The 18,473-nt window shown below is 66.0% G+C and carries 15 protein-coding genes (1 of these 15 running past the window's edge); 10 read left to right on the forward strand and 5 right to left on the reverse strand.

The window, feature by feature from the left end; genetic code table 11:
* Positions 1 to 100, reverse strand: the 5' portion of a protein-coding gene (gene tyrS / locus BCV67_RS07865) for a tyrosine--tRNA ligase (protein ID WP_062167370.1). Its footprint begins 1,115 nt before the window's first position; only the first 100 of its 1,215 coding nucleotides appear in the window; its start codon is at positions 98 to 100; its stop codon lies beyond the left edge, outside the window.
* A gap of 167 nt (positions 101 to 267) precedes the next feature.
* Between tyrS and BCV67_RS07870 the strand changes: the two genes are divergently transcribed.
* Both BCV67_RS07870 and BCV67_RS07875 read left to right on the forward strand, forming a co-directional pair.
* Positions 268 to 1,728, forward strand: a complete 1,461-nt coding sequence (locus BCV67_RS07870; protein ID WP_062167372.1) for a peptidoglycan DD-metalloendopeptidase family protein — start codon at positions 268 to 270, stop codon at positions 1,726 to 1,728.
* 73 nt (positions 1,729 to 1,801) lie between these two features.
* Entirely contained in the window at positions 1,802 to 2,926 is a 1,125-nt protein-coding gene (locus BCV67_RS07875) for an anhydro-N-acetylmuramic acid kinase (RefSeq protein WP_062167374.1), read from the forward strand.
* Positions 2,927 to 3,126: 200 nt separating this feature from the next.
* Here BCV67_RS07875 and BCV67_RS07880 read toward each other — a convergent pair whose 3' ends face one another.
* The 3 genes from BCV67_RS07880 to BCV67_RS07890 form a co-directional block, all read right to left on the reverse strand.
* Complete coding sequence (locus BCV67_RS07880; protein ID WP_062167376.1) at positions 3,127 to 3,354, reverse strand: hypothetical protein; 228 nt, start codon at positions 3,352 to 3,354, stop codon at positions 3,127 to 3,129.
* An 81-nt stretch (positions 3,355 to 3,435) separates the two neighbouring features.
* The gene (locus BCV67_RS07885; RefSeq protein WP_062167377.1) at positions 3,436 to 4,803 is read right to left on the reverse strand and encodes an AmpG family muropeptide MFS transporter; all 1,368 of its coding nucleotides are present in this window, start codon (positions 4,801 to 4,803) and stop codon (positions 3,436 to 3,438) included.
* Complete coding sequence (locus BCV67_RS07890) at positions 4,800 to 5,600, reverse strand: exodeoxyribonuclease III (protein ID WP_062167379.1); 801 nt, start codon at positions 5,598 to 5,600, stop codon at positions 4,800 to 4,802. The genes BCV67_RS07885 and BCV67_RS07890 overlap by 4 nt, the downstream gene beginning before the upstream one ends.
* Before the next feature lie 198 nt (positions 5,601 to 5,798).
* On the opposite strand from BCV67_RS07890, the gene pyrE reads away from it, so the two are divergent.
* The 8 genes from pyrE (at position 5,799) to BCV67_RS07925 (ending at position 15,825) form a co-directional block, all read left to right on the forward strand.
* A complete protein-coding gene (pyrE, locus tag BCV67_RS07895) occupies positions 5,799 to 6,458 on the forward strand; it encodes an orotate phosphoribosyltransferase (RefSeq protein WP_057629663.1) in 660 nt (219 codons plus the stop codon).
* A 69-nt stretch (positions 6,459 to 6,527) separates the two neighbouring features.
* Positions 6,528 to 7,196: a hypothetical protein gene (locus tag BCV67_RS07900; protein WP_231732489.1), complete on the forward strand. Its 669-nt coding sequence runs from the start codon at positions 6,528 to 6,530 to the stop codon at positions 7,194 to 7,196.
* A 747-nt stretch (positions 7,197 to 7,943) separates the two neighbouring features.
* Positions 7,944 to 8,036, forward strand: coding sequence for a potassium-transporting ATPase subunit F (locus tag BCV67_RS19500; protein ID WP_082746531.1), 93 nt, complete (start codon positions 7,944 to 7,946; stop codon positions 8,034 to 8,036).
* 11 nt (positions 8,037 to 8,047) lie between these two features.
* Complete coding sequence (kdpA, locus tag BCV67_RS07905; protein ID WP_062167381.1) at positions 8,048 to 9,766, forward strand: potassium-transporting ATPase subunit KdpA; 1,719 nt, start codon at positions 8,048 to 8,050, stop codon at positions 9,764 to 9,766.
* A gap of 8 nt (positions 9,767 to 9,774) precedes the next feature.
* Complete coding sequence (kdpB, locus tag BCV67_RS07910; RefSeq protein WP_062167383.1) at positions 9,775 to 11,823, forward strand: potassium-transporting ATPase subunit KdpB; 2,049 nt, start codon at positions 9,775 to 9,777, stop codon at positions 11,821 to 11,823.
* On the forward strand, positions 11,820 to 12,428 hold the full coding sequence (gene kdpC, locus BCV67_RS07915) for a potassium-transporting ATPase subunit KdpC (RefSeq protein ID WP_062167385.1): 609 nt from the start codon (positions 11,820 to 11,822) through the stop codon (positions 12,426 to 12,428). The genes kdpB and kdpC overlap by 4 nt, the downstream gene beginning before the upstream one ends.
* A 36-nt stretch (positions 12,429 to 12,464) precedes the next feature.
* Complete coding sequence (locus tag BCV67_RS07920) at positions 12,465 to 15,125, forward strand: sensor histidine kinase (RefSeq protein WP_062167387.1); 2,661 nt, start codon at positions 12,465 to 12,467, stop codon at positions 15,123 to 15,125.
* Entirely contained in the window at positions 15,118 to 15,825 is a 708-nt protein-coding gene (locus BCV67_RS07925) for a response regulator transcription factor (protein ID WP_062167389.1), read from the forward strand. Before BCV67_RS07920 ends, BCV67_RS07925 begins: the two co-directional genes overlap by 8 nt.
* Before the next feature lie 294 nt (positions 15,826 to 16,119).
* Here BCV67_RS07925 and BCV67_RS07930 read toward each other — a convergent pair whose 3' ends face one another.
* Complete coding sequence (locus BCV67_RS07930) at positions 16,120 to 18,471, reverse strand: phosphomannomutase/phosphoglucomutase (protein ID WP_062167391.1); 2,352 nt, start codon at positions 18,469 to 18,471, stop codon at positions 16,120 to 16,122.
* Between the last annotated feature and the right edge of the window lie 2 nt (positions 18,472 to 18,473).

Raw genomic sequence — 18,473 nt, forward strand, 5'->3', positions numbered from 1 at the left:
GCGGGCGGCCGCTTTCCAGACGCTGGCGCAGTTCTTCCAGCTTGAGGATTTCGTCGGCTCCGCGACCGATCAGGGCAAGGGCTTCATCAATCGAGGACACGCTAAAACTCCCGACTTCGCAGTCAAAAACATGAATGGTGTTAAGTACAAGTTAACCACGTTAACCAATCGAAAAGCCATGCGGCTCAATGGTTTGACGCGGTATTGATAGGTGTCTATGTTACCTGCGTTTGGGCCCGCGATCCGGGTCGACCAGAGAACCGACCGATGTCCCAACCCGATCATGGCTCCGCGCGCAAACAGCGCTTCCAGGAAAGACTCCACGTCCTGCACGACAACGCCCTGCATCGGAAGTTGAAGGAACATCTGCCCGCCGCGTTCAACGAACGCTGGAACCGGCGGCACTGGATCCACGCCAGCCTGTTCGTCACCATTGGTGCGCTGGCAGCGACGATTGTTCCGGGTTTTTCGAACGCGATTGACAGCAACCTGCCGTCCTCCCACTCCACACTTGCGCTGCCGTTGCCGCCGCTATCCTTGGCGCGACGCGGGGAAACGCCGGGCGACAGCTGGCAGATCCAGCGCGTGGAACGCGGCCAGACACTGAGCGACCTGTTTGCCGCAGCGGGCGTGCCTGCCACCACCATGCAGAAGGTGCTTGATCACCCGGGCACCCGCGAGGTGCTGACCAAGCTGCGCCCAGGCGCGGAAATCGCCTTCGACCTGCCGGTCAATGGCGCGCTGCGCACGATCCGCTTCGACCGCGATGCCAATCACCGGGTGGAACTGAGCCTGCAGGGCGACAAGATCAGCGAGAAGGTCAGCGAGCGCGCAACCAGCACCCGTACCGTGGTGGCCAGCGGTGAAATCACCAGCTCGCTGTACAACGCCGCGCGCAAGGCCGGCCTGTCACCCTCGGCCATCGCCACGATGACCGATGAAATCTTCAAATACGACATCGACTTCTCCAAGGACCTGCAGCCGGGTGACCGCTTCAGCGTGGTGATGGACGAAACCTGGCGCGAAGGCGAGCGCATTGATACCAGCAAGATCCTGGCAGCCACCTTCCAGACCGGCGGCAAGACCTATACCGGCTTCCGTTTTGATCGCAATGGCAAGTCGGAATACTTCGACCTCAATGGCCGCTCGCTGAAAAAGAGCTTCATCCGCTCGCCGATCCAGTTCGCCCGCCTGAGCTCGAATTTCGGCACCCGTCGCCATCCCATCCTAGGCACCATGCGCACCCACAAGGGTGTGGACTACGCCGCGCGTACCGGCACCCCGATCATGGCCGCCGGTGATGCCCGCGTGCAGTTCGCCGGCACCCAGCGCGGCTACGGCAACGTGGTGATCCTCGACCACGGAAGCGGCCACACCACGCTCTATGGGCATATGTCACGGCTTGGCCCCTACCGTGCCGGCCAGCGCGTGGCGCAGGGCCAGGTGATCGGCTATGTGGGTTCCACCGGCATGTCGACCGGGCCGCACCTGCATTACGAATTCCGCGTCAACGGCGTGCACCGCAACCCGTTGTCGGTGACCATGCCGCCACCGCAGCCGCTGCAGGGCGCCGATCTGGCCGCATTCCGGGCACAGACCGCACCGGCCATGGCCCGCATCCAAGGCATGGAAGAACTGATCTACGCCGATGCCGGCGACAAGCGGAAGCCGACCGCCGCCACCCAGACCGCTGCGGCGACACCCGCAGCAGGCGGCAAGCGCGGCTGAGCCAGCGCGACACCGTTGACGATACGGGCAGGGAGCTTGAAGCTTCCCTGCCCGTTTCTTTTTGGCGAACGCCATGACCTCTGTTGATCCGCAGCTGCCCCTGTTTCTCGGCCTGATGTCCGGCACCAGTGCCGACGGCATCGATGCGGCGCTGGTGCAGTTTCCGCAGAGCGGCGGCTGTCATTTCGTGCATGGCCATACCCACGCCTGGGATGCGGCTACCCGCGAGGCCCTGATCGCGCTGGGCCAGGGCGGCGAGCCTGCGTCGATGGATGCGTTGGGGCAGTTGGATGCGCGCGTCGGCATCGCCTTCGCCAACGCCGCCAATCAACTGCTGGACCTTGCCGGAGTGCAGCGTTCGCAGGTGCAGGCCATCGGCTCGCATGGCCAGACCATCCGTCACCGCCCGCTGAGCACGCCTGCCTTTACCTGGCAGATTGGCGATGCCAACCGCATTGCCGAGCTCACCGGCATCACCACCGTGGCCGATTTCCGCCGCCGTGATGTGGCCGCCGGCGGCCATGGCGCGCCGTTGATGCCCGCTTTCCATCTGGCGATGCTGGGCAGCACCGATGAAGACCGCGCGGTGCTCAATCTCGGCGGCATCGCCAACCTGAGCCTGATTGCCCGCGATGGCAGCATCCGTGGTTTTGATACCGGCCCAGCCAATGCCCTGCTCGATGGCTGGTGCCAACGGCATCTTGGCCATGCGTTTGATGCCGATGGTGCGTTCGCGGCCAGCGGGCGGGTGGATGAGAGCTTGTTGGCGCGTTTGCTGGGCGAACCTTGGTTCGCGCTGCCACCGCCGAAGAGCACCGGCCGCGAGCAGTTCCATCTGCAGTGGGTGGAAGCGCAGCTGGGGGCTACGACGTTGGCTCCAGCCGATGTACAGGCCACTTTGCTGGAACTGACTGCCGCCACCGTGGCCGATGCCTTGCTGGCGCAGCTGCCGGGTGCGCGCCGGGTGCTGGTCTGCGGCGGCGGCGTGCGCAATCCGCAGCTGCTGTCGAGGTTGCAGGCGCGGCTACCGGGTGTGGCGATCGGGTCCAGTGCCGCGCATGGGCTGGACCCGGATTACATGGAAGCGATGGGGTTTGCGTGGCTGGCGCAGGAGACCCTGGCCGGCCGCCCGGGCAATCTGCCCAGTGTCAGCGGCGCACGCGGGCCGCGGATTCTGGGCGCGATCCATCTGGCTTGAGGGGAAGCGAGAGGCGAGAGGCGGTAGGCGGTAGTGCCGAGCCATGCTCGGCAGAGGCTTTACCGGGAACGCCCCTGCCGAGCATGGCTCGGCACTACAGGGTTGGCTTTGTTGGGAAAGCCCCTGCCGAGCATGGCTCGGCACCACAGGCTGGCTTTGTTGGGAACGCCCCTGCCGAGCATGGCTCGGCACTACCGAGCTCAGATGTCGCTGCCGGCTGGCATTGCCTGCAGGGCCTTGATGGCTTCGGACAGCACGTCCACTTCGGGATCGTCGAAGCCGCCGCGCACATGGTGCTCGCTGGCGAACAGGCCCTGTTCGAGCAGGGCCAGACAGGTTTCTTCCCGGGTCCAGCCGCGCGCCACTGACAGGCGCCGAATGCGCTCCATCAGCAGCGGGTCGATATCCCGCAATACAACTTCTGCCATGCTCACTTCCTCGTTAGCAAGGCCGCCCCCTCGGCGCGTCGGGGGCGATCATCCCGCAGCAGGCAGGTGCAGGCAACTGGCCTACCCAGCGCGGGCAAGCCGGCGCTGATGCAGTATCAGCAATACGCACAGGATCACGACCGGTATCGCCACCAAGGCCGTGCCAATGAAGAACAGCGCATAGCCTTCCAGCAAGCTGCGACCCTGGGCCAGGGTCTGTACCGCCCACCCCGAAAAACCCTTCAACGCCTTGCCCGGCATGGCGTAAAAGGAGCTCAACAGGGCGTACTGGGTAGCGGTATAGCCAATGCTGGTCAGGCTGGACATGTAGGCGATCAGCGCAGTGCCGGCAAAGCCGCTGGCAAAATTGTCGATCGCCATGGCGATGGCGAAATGGGTGATGTCGGGGCCTGAATAGGCCAGCCAGGCAAACGCCAAGTTGGAACACGGGCCCAAGACGGCACCCACCACCAGCGCTACCAGCATGCCCCAGCGCAAGGCAACTACACCGGCAGCGGCAATACCTACGAAGGTGGCTACCAGGCCGACCGAGCCGCGTACCGCACCGACCGTCTCCTCGCTCAGGCCCAGATCGACATAGAACGGATTGGCCATCGGCCCCATCACGAAATCGGCCAACCGATAGAAACTGATCGCCGCCAGAATCAGCAGCGCACCGCTGCGGTGCTCACGCACGAAAGCGACGAACGGCCCAATCACGGCGTCAAACAGGCCGCGCGTCGTCCATAACGGTGCGGACTGCGTAGCCACCGCCACCTGTACAGGCAACGGCTCGCGGGCCATGAACACGGCGACAACACCTACCGCCATCAAGCCGGCCATGATTTCGTAGGAAACCTGCCAACCCACCTTGGCCGCGATCAGCAGGATCAGCGCATCGGTGACCAGCAACGCCGAGCGGTAGCCCAGGGCCGATGACGAGGTAAGCAAACCCAGTTGTTCACCGTTGTCGGCCGATTCGATCCGCCACGCATCGATCACGATGTCCTGGGTGGCCGAAGCGAAAGCGACGATCACCGCCATCACCCCGAACACCACCAGGTGTTCCCAGGCAATGCCGAGGAAAGTGATCTGACCGCCCTTGGGCTGGATCAAGCCCATCCCGACCAGCCCCACCACCACGATCAGCTGCGACAGCAACATCCAGCCACGGCGGCGCCCCAGCCAGCCGAGCAGCGGCGCATTGGTCTTGTCGACGATGGGCGCCCACAGGAACTTCAGTGAATATGCCAGCCCCACCCAGGACAGGAAGCCGATGGCGTCCAGCTCGATGCCTTCCTTGCGCATCCAGAAGCCCAGCGTGTTGCCTACCAGGTACAGCGGCAGACCCGAGCTGAAGCCAAGCAGCAGCATCGCCAGCACCTTGCGCTGGCTCAGATTGGACAACACCCGCTGCCAGGGGCGGCGGGGTTTGGCAGCCTCACTCACAGGTCATAGTCCACGGTGAACGGGGCGTGGTCGGAGAAGCGCTGGCCGGTGTAGATCGAGCTGCCGCGCAGGCGCTCGCGCAGGCCCGGGGTGACGAACTGGTAGTCGATGCGCCAACCGACGTTGTTGGCGCGGGCCGCGCCACGGTTGCTCCACCAGGTGTAGTCCTGGCCTTCCGGGTGCAGCGCGCGGTAGGCGTCGACCCAGCCGCGGCCCTTGGCCGTATCGACCAGTTCGGTCTGGTCGGCGCAGAAGCCGTTCATCCAGTCGCGCTCTTCCGGCAGGCAGCCGGAGTTTTTCTGGTTGGATTTCCAGTTCTTGATGTCCAGCGCGCTGCGCACGATGTTCCAGTCGCCGCACAGGACGTAGTCACGGCCGCTGGCCAGCCATTCGTCCAGGATGGGCTTCAGCCACTGCATCACCTCGAACTTGAAGCCCTGCCGCAGCTCGCCCGAGGAACCGGACGGGATATAGAACGACACCACGCTGAGGTTGCCGAAACGCGCCTCGATGTAACGGCCTTCATCGTCGAACGGTGCCCAACCCAGCGCGGTACGCACTTCGTCGGGCTCGCGGCGGCTCCAGATTCCTACGCCGCTGTAGCCCTTCTTGGTGATCGCGTCGCGGTAGAAACAGTGGTGGCCGTCCGGGCGGAACAGTGCATCGGTCAGCTGCGACTCCTGCGCCTTGGTTTCCTGAATGCAGAGCACGTCGGCCTGCTGGCCCAGGAACCACTCGTTGAAGCCCTTGGTGGTGGCCGAACGGATGCCGTTGGCATTGAAGCTGGTAATACGCATGAAGGACCGCTGTTGGGAAAGCTCAAGACCGGCACAGCATACCGCCCGGACCGGGGCGGTCGACACACTGGGCTGGCGCTTTCCCCTGACAGTGGGCCGGGGCCGGCCAGCAGGCGGCTGCCGGCCCCGCAACGCAGCAATTGCAAGGGCCATGCTTTACCCTAGGCCCCTCAATAGACGACAAGAATCCGTATTTACATGAGTGACCACCGTTCCCGTTTCCTGCAGCTGGCGCTGAACGCCGACGCGCTGCGTTTTGGCCAGTTCACCCTCAAGTCCGGCCGGGTGAGCCCGTATTTCTTCAATGCCGGCCGTTTTGACACCGGCCTGGCGCTGGCCCAGCTGGGCAATTGCTACGCCGATGCCATCGATGCCGCCGGCATTGCCTATGACCAGCTGTTTGGCCCGGCCTACAAGGGCATCCCGCTGGCCACCGCGATCGCCTGCGAGTTCTCGCACCGCGGCCGCAACCTGCCGCTGACCTTCAACCGCAAGGAAGCCAAGGAACACGGTGAAGGCGGCACCCTGATCGGCGCCGACATGGCCGGCAAGCGCATCCTGATCGTCGATGACGTGATCACCGCCGGTACCGCCATCCGCGAGGCGCTGGCCATCATCCGCGAAGCCAACGGCATTCCGGCCGGCATCGTGGTGGCACTGGACCGCCAGGAGATCGCCTCGGAAACCGACCCGCGCTCAGCCGCGCAGGCCGTGGCTGCCGAAACCGGCATTCCGGTGATTGCGGTGGCCAATCTGGCCGACCTGCTTGCATTCGCCTCCGGGAACCCGGAACTTGTCGGCTATCGCGAACCGTTGCTGGCCTACCGTGGCCGCTACGGGAGCAATCCGACAGGCTGATAGCAGGGGGCTGCCAAGGTGCCAAATCCGACGAAAAACGCGGCAACGTTGTTGCTGGTGCTGGCCGCACTGGCAGCCCCGGCGCTTGCCCAGAACAAGGCCGCCGACACCGGCAAGAAGCTGTACTGCTGGGATGAGGGCGGCAAGCGCATCTGCTCGGACACGCTGCCACCGGAAGCGGTGAACAGCGCGCGCCAGGAGTTCAATGCGCGCAGCGGAACGCGCGGGGCCGAAGTGCAGCGCGCGCTTAGCGCCGAAGAACGAGCCGACGCTGCGTTGGCCCAGGCCCAGCAGGAAGTGGATGCGGCGGCGGCGGACACGCGCAAGCGTACCGAACAGGCGATGTTGTCCACCTACGCCACCGAAGACGATCTGCGCCGTGTGTTCAATGAACGCACCGCGATTGTCGACAACAACATCAAGACCGCGGTGTTCAACGTGACCAGCCTGCGTGGTGCGCTGGCCGCCCAGCTCACTGCCGCCGGCAACAAGGAACTGGCGGGGCAGAAGGTGCCCGACCAGCAAGCCACCGAGATCCGCCAGCGTCACAACGAACTGCTGGCGCAGCTGCGTCTGCAATCGGCGTTCGAGCAGCAGCGGCAGGCGATGGATGTTGAAATCGCCGAAAGCCTGGCGCGTTACCGCGAGCTCAAGGGCATTGCGGCGCCGGTGGATGCTGCGGGCAGCGCGTCGGCGGCTGCACCCGCGCCTGCTGCGGTTGTACCTGCCAAGGGCTGAGCGATTGGTATTAGTGAAATATGGAAGCGGCCTTCGGGCCGCTTTTTTGTTTTGGAGCTTTCAATCAAGAGCTCCCCTCATCCGCCCCTGCGGGGCACCTTCTCCCGTAAACGGGAGAAGGGAATGGCTCCCTGCAGCGTTGAGTCCGCGAGTGGTTCCGGGGCTGCGAGTGGCTCCCTGCGGCGTTGAGACCGCGAGTGTTCCGGTTCTGCGAATGGCTTCCTGCGGCTTTGATGGCTTGCCGCGGCTTTGAGTGCTGGAGTCGCGGCAGATCCGGAGGCTGCAGCGGACTTGCCGCAAGCCATGAACCATTTCCCTTCTCCCGCTTGCGGGAGAAGGTGCCCCGAAGGAGGCGGATGAGGGGGCTTTGGCTTTGGCTTTGGCTTCGGCTTCGGCTTCGGCTTCGGCTTCGGCTTTGGCTTCGGCTTTGGCTTCGCTTTGGCTTCGCTTCGGCTTCGGCTTCGGCTTTGGCTTCGGCTTTGGCTTTGGCTTTGGCTTTGGCTTTGGCTCCGCCTCTGGCTTTGGCTATCGCCCTGCCTCCATCCCACCCACCAAACCCCGACTTTTTACGCGCCTTTTACGCCAGCGCCCACTCCGCAGCGTCGATCATTTACGCCCTCCGGGCGGACGATAACGGCCTGATCGGGGTGATCAGAACTGCCATCCGTGCCGGCCTGTCGCCCCGCCCGTCCACCGACGCGCGTGCCGGCAGCTCCGGCCGCGTGCTGATCGTAATTCGAGGTTTCCATGCCCGGCTGGCTTGCTCTGTTGTGCGGCGTAGTGGTGCTGATCGCCGCTGCCTACCTGTTGTACGCGGTCCTTCGACCCGATTCGTTCTGAGGGGCGCCATCGTGATTGAAGCCATCCTCATTATTCTGGTCAGCCTTGCGCTGGCCTGGCCGCTGGGCCTGTACCTGGCGCGGCTGATGCGCGGTACGCCCATGCGTATCGACGTCCTCTTCCACTGGATCGAAAAACCGCTGTACCGCGTGCTCGGGGTTGACCCCAACCACTCCATGTCCTGGCGCGGCTATGTGCTCGCCTTCCTGATCAGCAACCTGGTTTTGGCGGTGCTGACCCAGGCGGTGTTCATGACCCAGGCCTGGCTGCCGTTGAACCCGGACAACATTCCCAACATGCGTTGGGACACCGCGTTCCACACCATGGTCTCGTTCCTGACCAATACCAACCAGCAGCACTACAGCGGCCAGGCGCAGCTGTCCTACTTCGCGCAGATGACCGGTATCACCGGCCTGCAGGTGATCACCCCGATGATGGGCCTGGCCCTGGCGGTGGCCACGCTGCGCGCCTTGTTCATGAAGCCGGCCAGCAACGACACCAGCAACGCTCCGATACGCGTCACCGTAGGCAACTACTACGCCGACGTGGTGCGCCTGTGCCTGCGCTTCCTGCTGCCGCTATGCCTGGTGTGGACGCTGCTGCTGAACTGGCAGGGTGTCCCTTCCACGCTGGCCGCTGGGCCGCAGGCCACACCGATCGATGCCAGTGCCGGCATGGAAACGCAGAAGATCCCGCTCGGTCCGGTCGCGGCGATGGTCGCGGCCAAGCAGCTCGGTGCCAATGGTGGCGGCTGGTATGGCCCGAACAGCAGCTTCCCGCTGGAAAACCCGACCCCGCTGTCCAACGCCCTGGAGCTGATCGGCATCCTGCTGATCCCGATGGCCATCATCTGCATGCTCGGCAGCTTCACCGGCCGGCGTCGCTTTGGTGCATTGGTATTCGGCTGCATGCTGACCATGTCGGTGCTCTCCACCAGCGCAAGCCTGTGGCTGGAAGGCCATAGCGCCAGCGCCGCCAGTGCCCTGCTGATGGAAGGCAAGGAAGCCCGCTTCGGGGCCGATGGCACGGCCTTGTGGTCGACCATCACCACCCAGGTGCAGAACGGCTCGGTCAATGGCATGCATGATTCGCTGAGCCCGCTCGGCGGACTGGTGCCGCTGGTCAACATGTTGATCAGCGCGATCTGGGGCGGCATTGGCTGCGGCATCCAGCAGTTCCTGGTCTATCTGATGATGGCGGTGTTCCTGGCCGGCTTGATGACCGGGCGCACGCCTGAACTGCTGGGCCGCAAGCTGGAAACGCCACAGGTGCGCCTGCTCGCGGTGCTGGTGCTGCTGCAGCCGATCACCCTGCTTGGCCTGACCGCGCTGACCCTGGCCGTACCCGGCCTGGCCGGCACCTCCAATCCCGGCTTCCATGGCATCAGCCAGGTGTTCTACGAGTTCACCTCGGCTTATGCCAACAACGGCTCGGGCTTTGAAGGGCTGGCCGACAACACCGTGTGGTGGAACCTGAGCTGCGCGCTGGTGTTGGCCTTGGGCCGCTTCCCGATCCTGATCATCCCGCTGGTCATTGCCACACAGCTGGCTGCCAAGCGGCAGGTGCCGCAAAGCGCCGGCAGCCTGCAGATCGAAACCCCGACCTTCGCACTGACGCTCATCTGCGTGGTCATCGTCCTTACCGTGCTGCAGTTCCTGCCGGCATTGGTGCTTGGCCCGGTGGCCGAACACCTGAGCCTGCTGGCCCTGCAGGGAGCCCCCTCACCGTGAACGCCCCCATGAACCGTTCTGCTTCTCCTGCGGCAACCCGCCGCCCTGCCCTGCTCGATGCGGCCGGCCTGCGCCGTGCGTTGATCGACGCGGTTCGCAAGCTGTCGCCGCTGCATCTGCTGCACAACCCGGTGATGGCGGTGGTGATGGCCGGCACCGTGCTGGCGCTGATCGTCACCCTCAGCGGCAACGCGCCGCTGGGCTTCGGCCTGGCCGTCACCGCGATCCTGCTGGTGACGGTGCTGTTCGGCAATTTCGCCGAAGCGGTGGCCGAAGCACGTGGCCGTGGCCAGGCGGCGTCGCTGCGGCGTGCACGCCAGGACCTGGTCGCGCGGCGTGTCGCCACGCCGCTGCAGGGCGCCGCCGAAAGCCGCATCCCCGCTGCGGAGCTGAGCCCGGGTGATTACGTGATCGTCAGTGCCGGTGAGTTCGTACCGGCCGATGGCGAGATCGTGCGTGGCCTGGCCACCATCAACGAGGCCGCGGTCACCGGCGAATCGGCACCGGTGCTGCGCGAGGCCGATACCGACCGCTCCGGCGTGATCGGCGGCACCAAGGTGCTGTCCGACGAGATCATCGTGCGGGTCAGCGCCGAGCCGGGCCATAGCTTCCTCGACCGCATGATCGCCTTGGTGGAAGGTGCCAACCGGCAGAAGACGCCGAACGAGATCGCGTTAACCCTGTTGCTGGCGGCGATGTCGCTGACCTTCCTGGTGGTGGTGGCGACGCTGCCGGCGATTGCAGGCTTTGTCGGCGTCAGCGTCGATCCGCTGCTGCTGATCGCACTGCTGGTATGCCTGATCCCGACCACCATCGGCGGCCTGCTGCCGGCCATCGGCATCGCCGGCATGAACCGTGCGCTGTCGGCCAATGTGCTGGCCAAATCCGGCAAGGCCGTGGAAGTGGCTGGCGACGTTGACGTGCTGCTGCTCGACAAGACCGGCACCATCACCTACGGCGACCGCCAGGCCACACACTTCCATCCGCTGGCCGGCATCGATGCTGCGCAGCTGCGTGAAGCATCGCTGTTGTCGTCCCTGGCCGACCCAACCCCGGAAGGCAAATCCATCGTGCGTCTGGCCCGCGAGCAGGCCTGCACCACAGCCGAGCCTGAAAAAGCGGAGTATTTAGGCTTCACCGCGCAAACCCGCATGTCCGGCGTCGACCTCGACAACGGCCGCAGCATCCGCAAGGGCGCTGCCGATGCCATCACCGCGCATGTGCTGGCGTTGGGTGGCACGGTACCGAACAAGCTGCAGGCGAGGGTGGATCAGGTGGCCCGCGGTGGTGCCACGCCGCTGGTGGTCAGCGAAGGCCGGCACGTGCTCGGTGTGGTGGAGTTGGCCGACGTGGTCAAGCACGGCATGCGCGAGAAGTTCGCCCAGCTGCGGGCGATGGGCATCCGCACGGTGATGATCACCGGCGACAACCCGCTCACCGCCGCCGCCATTGCCGCCGAAGCCGGCGTCGATGACTACATCGCCCAGGCCCGGCCCGAGGACAAGCTGGCGCGCATCCGTGCCGAGCAGGCCGGCGGCCGGCTGGTGGCGATGGTCGGCGACGGCACCAACGACGCGCCGGCGCTGGCCCAGGCCGACATCGGCCTGGCGATGAACTCCGGCACGCAGGCAGCCAAGGAGGCCGGCAACATGGTCGATCTGGATTCGGATCCGGCCAAGCTGCTGGCGGTGGTGGAAGTGGGCAAGCAGCAGCTGATCACCCGCGGCGCGCTGACCACCTTCTCGCTGGCCAATGACGTGTCCAAGTACTTCGCGATCCTGCCGGCATTGTTCGCCGCCAGCATCCCGTCGATGGCGGCCTTGAACGTGATGCAGCTGTCGAGCCCGCGCAATGCGGTGCTGGCGGCGCTGATCTTCAACGCGCTGGTGATCCCGGCGCTGATCCCGCTGGCCCTGCGTGGCGTGCGCTTCCGTCCGGCCACCGCCACCGCGCTGCTGCGGCGGAACATGCTGGTGTACGGATTGGGCGGCGTACTGCTGCCGTTTGCGGCCATCAAGGCCATCGACCTTCTGCTTGCTCTGGTATTTGGCGCATGAACACTTCACTCACGTCTTCCCGTCGTACCGGCAACCCGCTGTGGCGGCCGGCCATTGGCCTGTCGCTGTTCGGCCTGTTCGGCAGCGGCCTGGTCTATGCGGTGCTGGCAACCGGCATCTCCGGCTCACTGTTTCCGGCGCAGGCCGATGGCAGCCTGATCCGCGATGCCGATGGACAGGTGCGTGGCTCGCTGTATCTGGCCCAGCCCTTCGCCGGCGACGGCTACTTCCAGACCCGTCCTTCGGCGGCCAACTACGATCCGATGGCGGCCGCCGGCAGCAATATGGCGCGCAGCAACCCGGACTTGATCAAGCGCGTGAGCGAAGCCACCGCCGCCGTTGCCGCGCGCGAGAAGATCGATCCGGCCAAGGTGCCGGGCGATCTGGTCACGCAGTCGGCCAGCGGCCTGGATCCGGAGCTGTCGCCGGCCGCCGTGCAGGTGCAGGTGGCACGTGTAGCCAGCGCGCGCGGCTGGCCCGAGGCGCGCGTGCAGGCCTTGGTCGATGCGCAGCTGCAGGACCGCCAATGGGGCGTGTTCGGCCAGCCGCGCATCAACGTCATCGCCCTCAACCGGGCGCTGGATCAGGCCACGCATGCGCGTTGATGCGGACTGCGCCTGCGACAGCGCACAATCGCCGCCATGAACGACTCCCGTAGCCGCCAGGCCGATGCCCTGGCAGGCGCCCTGCAACGCGACGCCGGCGGCAAACTGACCGTCTTCCTTGGCGCTGCGCCGGGCGTGGGCAAGACCTACAGCATGCTCACCCGCGCCCAGGAGCAGCTGCGGCGCGGCGTGGACGTGATGGCGGCGGTGGTTGAAACCCACGGCCGCAGCGATACCGCCGCGCTGCTCGACGGCCTGCCGCGCGTCGCCCTGCGCACGCAGGACTACCACGGCCATCAGCTGCAGGAACTCGACCTGGATGCGGTGCTGGCACGGCGGCCGGCACTGGTGCTGGTCGACGAACTGGCCCATCGCAATGCCCCCGGCAGCCGCCATGAGCGGCGCTGGCAGGATGTGATGGAACTGCTCGACGCCGGCATCGACGTCTGGACCACCATCAACATCCAGCACTTGGAAAGCCTCAACGATGTGGTGATGCGCATTACCGGCGTGCGCGTCAGCGAGACGGTGCCGGATGTGGTGTTCGACCGCCTGCACGACATCGTGCTGGTCGACCTGCCACCGCGCGAGCTGATCGAACGTCTGCAGCAAGGCAAGGTCTACGTCCCCGAACAGGCTGCGCAGGCGCTGCAGGCATTCTTCTCGCCGGCCAACCTCACCGCCCTGCGCGAACTGGCCATGCAGGAGGCCGCCGACCGCGTCGACAGCAGCCTGCGCGAAACCCGCGCCGCACGCGGCGAGAGCAACCTGCCCTTGCGGCGCCGGGTGGTGGTCGCCATCGATGGCAGCGGCCAGAGCGAATACCTGGTGCGGGTGGCGCGGCGCATCGCCGAGCGCCGCGATGCGCCGTGGACGGTGGTGACCGTGCAGCACCGACGCCACGACGAGGCGACCCGCCGCGAAATCGATGATGCCTTCGCGCTGGCCCGGCGGCTGGGCGGTGATGCCGAACTGCTGCACGGCCCGGGCATCGCCGACGCGCTGCTCGACTACGCCGCGCACAACGCGGTGTCTTCCCTGCTGCTGGGCCGCACCCGCGAACGACCGGTGGCGCGGCTGTTCAACCAGACCCTGACCCAGCAGCTGATCCAACGCGGCGCGCACTACGAAATCACCATCATCAGCACCCCGCAGGCACGCGCCAATTCGCGTCGCTTCGGGCTGTCGCTGGCACCGGACAGTTGGGGCAAGGACGCCACCACAGCGGTGGTGGCAACCGCGATTGCCTGCCTGGCCGCATGGCTGGGCGAGCGCTGGATAGGGCTGAGCGATCTGGCGATGGTATTCATCGTCGCGGTGGTGCTGGTCGCTGCGCGTACCCGCATGAGTGCGGCGGTGCTGGCGGCGACGCTGTGCTTCCTGGCCTACAACTTCTTCTTCATCGCGCCGCGTTTCACCTTCGCCATCAGTGCACGCCAAGGCGTGATCACGGTCTTCCTGTTCCTCGCCGCCGCATTGGTTGCCGGGCGGTTGGCATCGCGCCTGCGCATGCAGGTGGTGGCGCTGCGCGCGGCCAACCGTCACGCCAACGTGCGGCAGACGCTGGGCAGGCAGCTGGTCGGTGCCACCGACAACGCGCAGGTCGCACATGCCGGCCGTGTCGCCCTGGAGCAGGCGCTAGATGCACCGGCCTGGGTACGGCTGGGTGCCGATACCAGCACCAGCGGCAGTGCCGCGCCCGGCGACACCGATCTGGCGGCGGCCGATTGGGCGCTGCGCCATGGCCAGCCCGCCGGCCGCTTCACCGACACGCTGGCCGGCGCCGGCTGGTGGTTCCTGCCCTTGTTGGATGGCGAGGCGCGGGCGATAGGCGTGGCCGGCCTGCGCTTTGACCATCAGCACCCACGGCTTGCACCCGAGCAGCGCCAACTGGTGCAGGCGATGGCCGACGACATCGCCCAGGCCGCCCTGCGCACCCGCCTGGTCGCCGACCTGGAAACAGCGCATCTGCACAACGAAACCGAACGCCTGCGCTCGGCCCTGTTGTCGTCGGTGTCGCACGACCTGCGCTCGCCGTTGGCGGCGATGATCGGCTCGGCCGACAGCCTGTCCAGCTACGCCGATGCGATGGATGCCGGTGACCGCCGCGCCCTGCTCGACACCATCGTTGTCGAGGGCGAACGACTGGACCGCTACATCCAGAACCTGCTGGACATGACCCGGCTCGGCCACGATGGGCTCAAGCTCAACCGCGACTGGATCGGCGTGGATGAACTGATTGGCTCAGCCGCGCGGCGCCTGCAGCGCTATCAGCCCGAGGTGCGCCTGCAGCTGGATATTCCGGCCGCACTGGCGCCGATCTGGGTGCACCCGGCGCTGGTCGAGCAGGCGGTGTTCAACGTGATGGAGAACGCCGCCAAGTTCTCACCACCCGGCGTGCCGGTGGAGGTACGTGCGCGCCAGCAGGGCAACGAGCTGCGTATCGAGGTGATCGACGCCGGCCCGGGCATTCCCGATGCCGAGCGCTCGCGCATCTTCGACATGTTCTACAGCGTGGAGCGCGGCGACCGCGGCCGCCAGGGCACCGGCCTGGGCCTGACCATCTGCCAGGGCATGATCGGTGCGCACGGCGGCAGCGTCGAAGCGCTGCCGGGACGCGACGGACGCGGTACGCTGATACGCATGACCCTGCCCCTGCTCCAGCCCCATCCCGAAAGCCCGCACGACGATGGCTGACGCGCCTGCCATCCCGCCGCCGCGCGTGCTGGTGGTGGACGACGAAGTGCAGATCCGGCGCTTTCTGGATATCTCGCTGCGTGCGCAGGGTTATGCGGTCAGCCAGGCCAGCACCGGCGCCGAAGGCCTGCAGCGGCTGGCCGAGGACGGTGCCGATCTGGTGGTGCTGGATATCGGCCTGCCCGACATGGAAGGCCACGAGGTGCTGGCCGAGCTGCGGCAATGGAGCCAGGTGCCGGTGATCATGCTCAGCGTGCGCGCCGGCGAGGCCGAGAAGGTGCGCGCCCTGGACAACGGCGCCAATGATTACGTGACCAAACCGTTCGGCACCCAGGAATTGATGGCGCGCGTGCGTGCCCTGCTGCGCAGCCGCAGCACCGACAGCGAAGGTCAGGTGCCGGTATTCGATGACGGCCGCCTGCACATCGACCTGTCACGCCGCGAGGTGCGCGCGGATGGCGAGGCGATTGCACTGACCCGCAAGGAATACGCACTGCTGGCCCTACTACTGCGCAATGCCGGCCGGGTGGTGACCCAGCCGCAGATCCTGCAGGAAATCTGGGGGCCGACACATCGGCATGACACCCACTACCTGCGCATCCTGGTGGGAAGATTGCGGCACAAGCTGGGTGATTCAGCGCTGGAATCGCGTTACCTGTTCACCGAGCCCGGGGTGGGTTTGCGGTTTGGTGGCAGCTGAAGTGATGCGGGGTTGTTGTGGTTGAATTTGTGGTGGTTGTGGGAGCGGCGTCAGCCGCGAAGCTACTGGAACACCAGACGCTGGTTGATCTGAGATTGCAGATTATTTGACGCCGAGGCTGCATTAGCTTCGCGGCTGACGCCGCTCCCACAAGCGAAGGCGACAGCAAGGGCAACGGCAACCCCTCCCCAACCCTCCCCTTGACTACGCCAAAGGGAGGGAGAAATGCAGCCCACAAAAAACAAAAAGCCGCCTGCGCAACACGCAGACGGCCTTTTGCCAGTCAAAAACCGATCAGAACCCCAGCTCGGTCCCTGCCGGCAATACCTGCATCAGCTGCTCGCGGAACAGACCTTTGATCCGCTCCAACGCCGCTTCGTCATTGGCCTCGAAACGCAGCACCAGCACCGGCGTGGTGTTGGACGCCCGTACCAGGCCCCAGCCATCGTTGAAGTCGGCACGCAGGCCATCGATCGTCGAAAGACGCGCGCCCGAGAACGCCGAGTCCTCCAGCTGCGCGGTCGCCACGATCAAGGCCACCTGCGCGTGCTGGGTGCCCTCTTCCACTGCCACTTTCAACTCCGGCGTGGACACCGCATCCGGCAATTCGCCCAACACCTCGGACGGATCTTCCTCGCGCTGGGCCAGGATCTCCAACAGGCGCGCGGCCGCATACAGGCCATCGTCAAAGCCGTACCAGCGCTCCTTGAAGAAGAAGTGGCCGCTCATCTCGCCCGCCAGTTCGGCACCGGTTTCACGCATCTTGGCCTTGACCAGCGAATGCCCGGTCTTCCACATCATCGGGCTGCCGCCATTGCGCAGGATGTAGTCCGACAACTTGCCCGTGCACTTGACGTCATAGATGACCATCGCGCCCGGGTTGCGGGTCAGCACATCGGCGGCGAACAGCATCAGCAGGCGGTCGGCGAAGATGATCTTGCCGTCCTTGGTGACCACGCCGAGGCGGTCGCCATCGCCATCGAAGGCCACGCCGAGGTCCGCGTCGAAACGCTTGACCATCTGCACCAGGTCTTCGAGGTTGTGCGGATCACTGGGGTCGGGGTGGTGGTTGGGGAAGTTTCCATCCACATCGCAGTACAACGGAATCACGTCGGCGCCGATGGCTTCCAGCAACTGCGGTGCCACCGCACCGGCAACACCATTGCCTGCGTCGGCGACGATCTTGAGCGGGCGATCCAGCTGCACGTCGTCGGCAATGCGCTGCACGTAATCGTCGATGACCTCGCGCTGCTGCAGGCTGCCCTCGCTGTCGGCACGCTGCAGGCGGCCTTCCTGGATGCGCTTGTACAGGTCGGTGATGGCATCGCCGGACAGGGTTTCGCCACCAATGACGATCTTGAAACCGTTGTAGTCCGGCGGATTGTGGCTGCCGGTCACCGCCACGCAGCTGCCGGCGCGCAGGTGATAGCTGGCGAAGTACACCACCGGGGTGGGCGCCATGCCGATATCGATCACATCGCAGCCGGCGCGGCGCAGGCCGGTGATCAAGGCGTCGGACAACTCCGGGCCGGACAGGCGGCCGTCACGGCCCACCACCACATCGCGCAGGCCCTGTGCCTGCATCTCGCTGCCGATGGCCTGGCCGATCAGGGTGGCGACACTGGCATTCAACTCGTTGCCCAGCACACCGCGGATGTCGTAGGCGCGGAAAATGCCCGGCAACACCGCTTCGGCACCTGGCTCAGCCTGCGCCTGCGGGGCATCCGCCGCGCGCCCGGTGGCTGAAACCGGCACGGGCTGCGGGTCCTGCTCCAGCGCTTCCTGCAGGGTGGGGCCGGTATCGTCGGCCTGGGCCGTGCTCTTGCGCAGGGCCGGCAGGTTCATCAGCCGCTTGCGCCCCAGCAGCAACAGCAGCGCGGTGGCCACCAGCAACAACGCCACGATGGCACTGGGAATCGGCCCAAGGCCAAGCGGGCCGGCGCTGGCGTCTGGCAGTTCGGCGACCACCCGCAGGCCGCTTTCACCCACCGGGCGTGCCAGCGCATCAGCGCTGCTGCCAAGATTGGTCGAGCCCTTCTGGACGATCGTGAAACCGCCTTGGCGCAGCCCGAGGAAGGCACTGGCCGGCGAATCGATACCATCGAATACAGAGGTCAACCGGGTCAGCGGCTGACGGATGTAGACCACGGACGGCTTGCCCTGCAGCAGCACCGGTGCGGCCAGGCCCAGGCGCGGGCTGCCACCGTCGCGGATCACCTTGACGGTCGGCTGGCCGGCGGCCAGTGCCTGCTCGAGCAGGGCCAGGCGCGAGTAGCCGAACGCGGCCGGGTCGGCGTAGGCCTGCGTCAACAGTGCGTCCAGCACCTGCGCGTCTTCCACGCCATTCCACTTGTCACGTACCGCCACGGCGGCTGCCGTGGCATCACCACTGGCCAAGGCGGCCTTCACCGGCTCCAGGGCCAGCTGCCGGCCGAACTGCGCGGTCTGCGTGTCCAGCGCTTTCTGCACCTCGGCCACGGCCTGGTCGCGCGCCTGCTCCAACCCGGCACTGGTGCCCGACTGCATCCACTGTTCGGCTGCGCTCCAGCCGAACCAGCCGGCCAACAGCAGCAGCATCACCGCCAGCAATGGCGTTGAGCGCCCCAGTGCAGGACGTTGCCGCCCGCTTTCATTCCCTTGGCTCATCG

The organism is Stenotrophomonas nitritireducens (assembly GCF_001700965.1).
GTDB classification, from domain to species: Bacteria; Pseudomonadota; Gammaproteobacteria; order Xanthomonadales; family Xanthomonadaceae; genus Stenotrophomonas; species Stenotrophomonas nitritireducens_A.

What these genes read in the sequence shown, in the direction of transcription:
- BCV67_RS07875 (WP_062167374.1), top strand. Translation starts at nt 1,802, where the DNA reads ATGACCTCTGTTGATCCGCAGCTGCCCCTGTTTCTCGGCCTGATGTCC.
- kdpB (WP_062167383.1), top strand. Translation starts at nt 9,775, where the DNA reads ATGAACCGTTCTGCTTCTCCTGCGGCAACCCGCCGCCCTGCCCTGCTC.
- BCV67_RS07890 (WP_062167379.1), bottom strand. Translation starts at nt 5,600, where the DNA reads ATGCGTATTACCAGCTTCAATGCCAACGGCATCCGTTCGGCCACCACC.
- kdpC (WP_062167385.1), top strand. Translation starts at nt 11,820, where the DNA reads ATGAACACTTCACTCACGTCTTCCCGTCGTACCGGCAACCCGCTGTGG.
- BCV67_RS07930 (WP_062167391.1), bottom strand. Translation starts at nt 18,471, where the DNA reads ATGAGCCAAGGGAATGAAAGCGGGCGGCAACGTCCTGCACTGGGGCGC.
- BCV67_RS07920 (WP_062167387.1), top strand. Translation starts at nt 12,465, where the DNA reads ATGAACGACTCCCGTAGCCGCCAGGCCGATGCCCTGGCAGGCGCCCTG.
- BCV67_RS19500 (WP_082746531.1), top strand. Translation starts at nt 7,944, where the DNA reads ATGCCCGGCTGGCTTGCTCTGTTGTGCGGCGTAGTGGTGCTGATCGCC.
- BCV67_RS07880 (WP_062167376.1), bottom strand. Translation starts at nt 3,354, where the DNA reads ATGGCAGAAGTTGTATTGCGGGATATCGACCCGCTGCTGATGGAGCGC.
- BCV67_RS07925 (WP_062167389.1), top strand. Translation starts at nt 15,118, where the DNA reads ATGGCTGACGCGCCTGCCATCCCGCCGCCGCGCGTGCTGGTGGTGGAC.
- BCV67_RS07870 (WP_062167372.1), top strand. Translation starts at nt 268, where the DNA reads ATGTCCCAACCCGATCATGGCTCCGCGCGCAAACAGCGCTTCCAGGAA.
- pyrE (WP_057629663.1), top strand. Translation starts at nt 5,799, where the DNA reads ATGAGTGACCACCGTTCCCGTTTCCTGCAGCTGGCGCTGAACGCCGAC.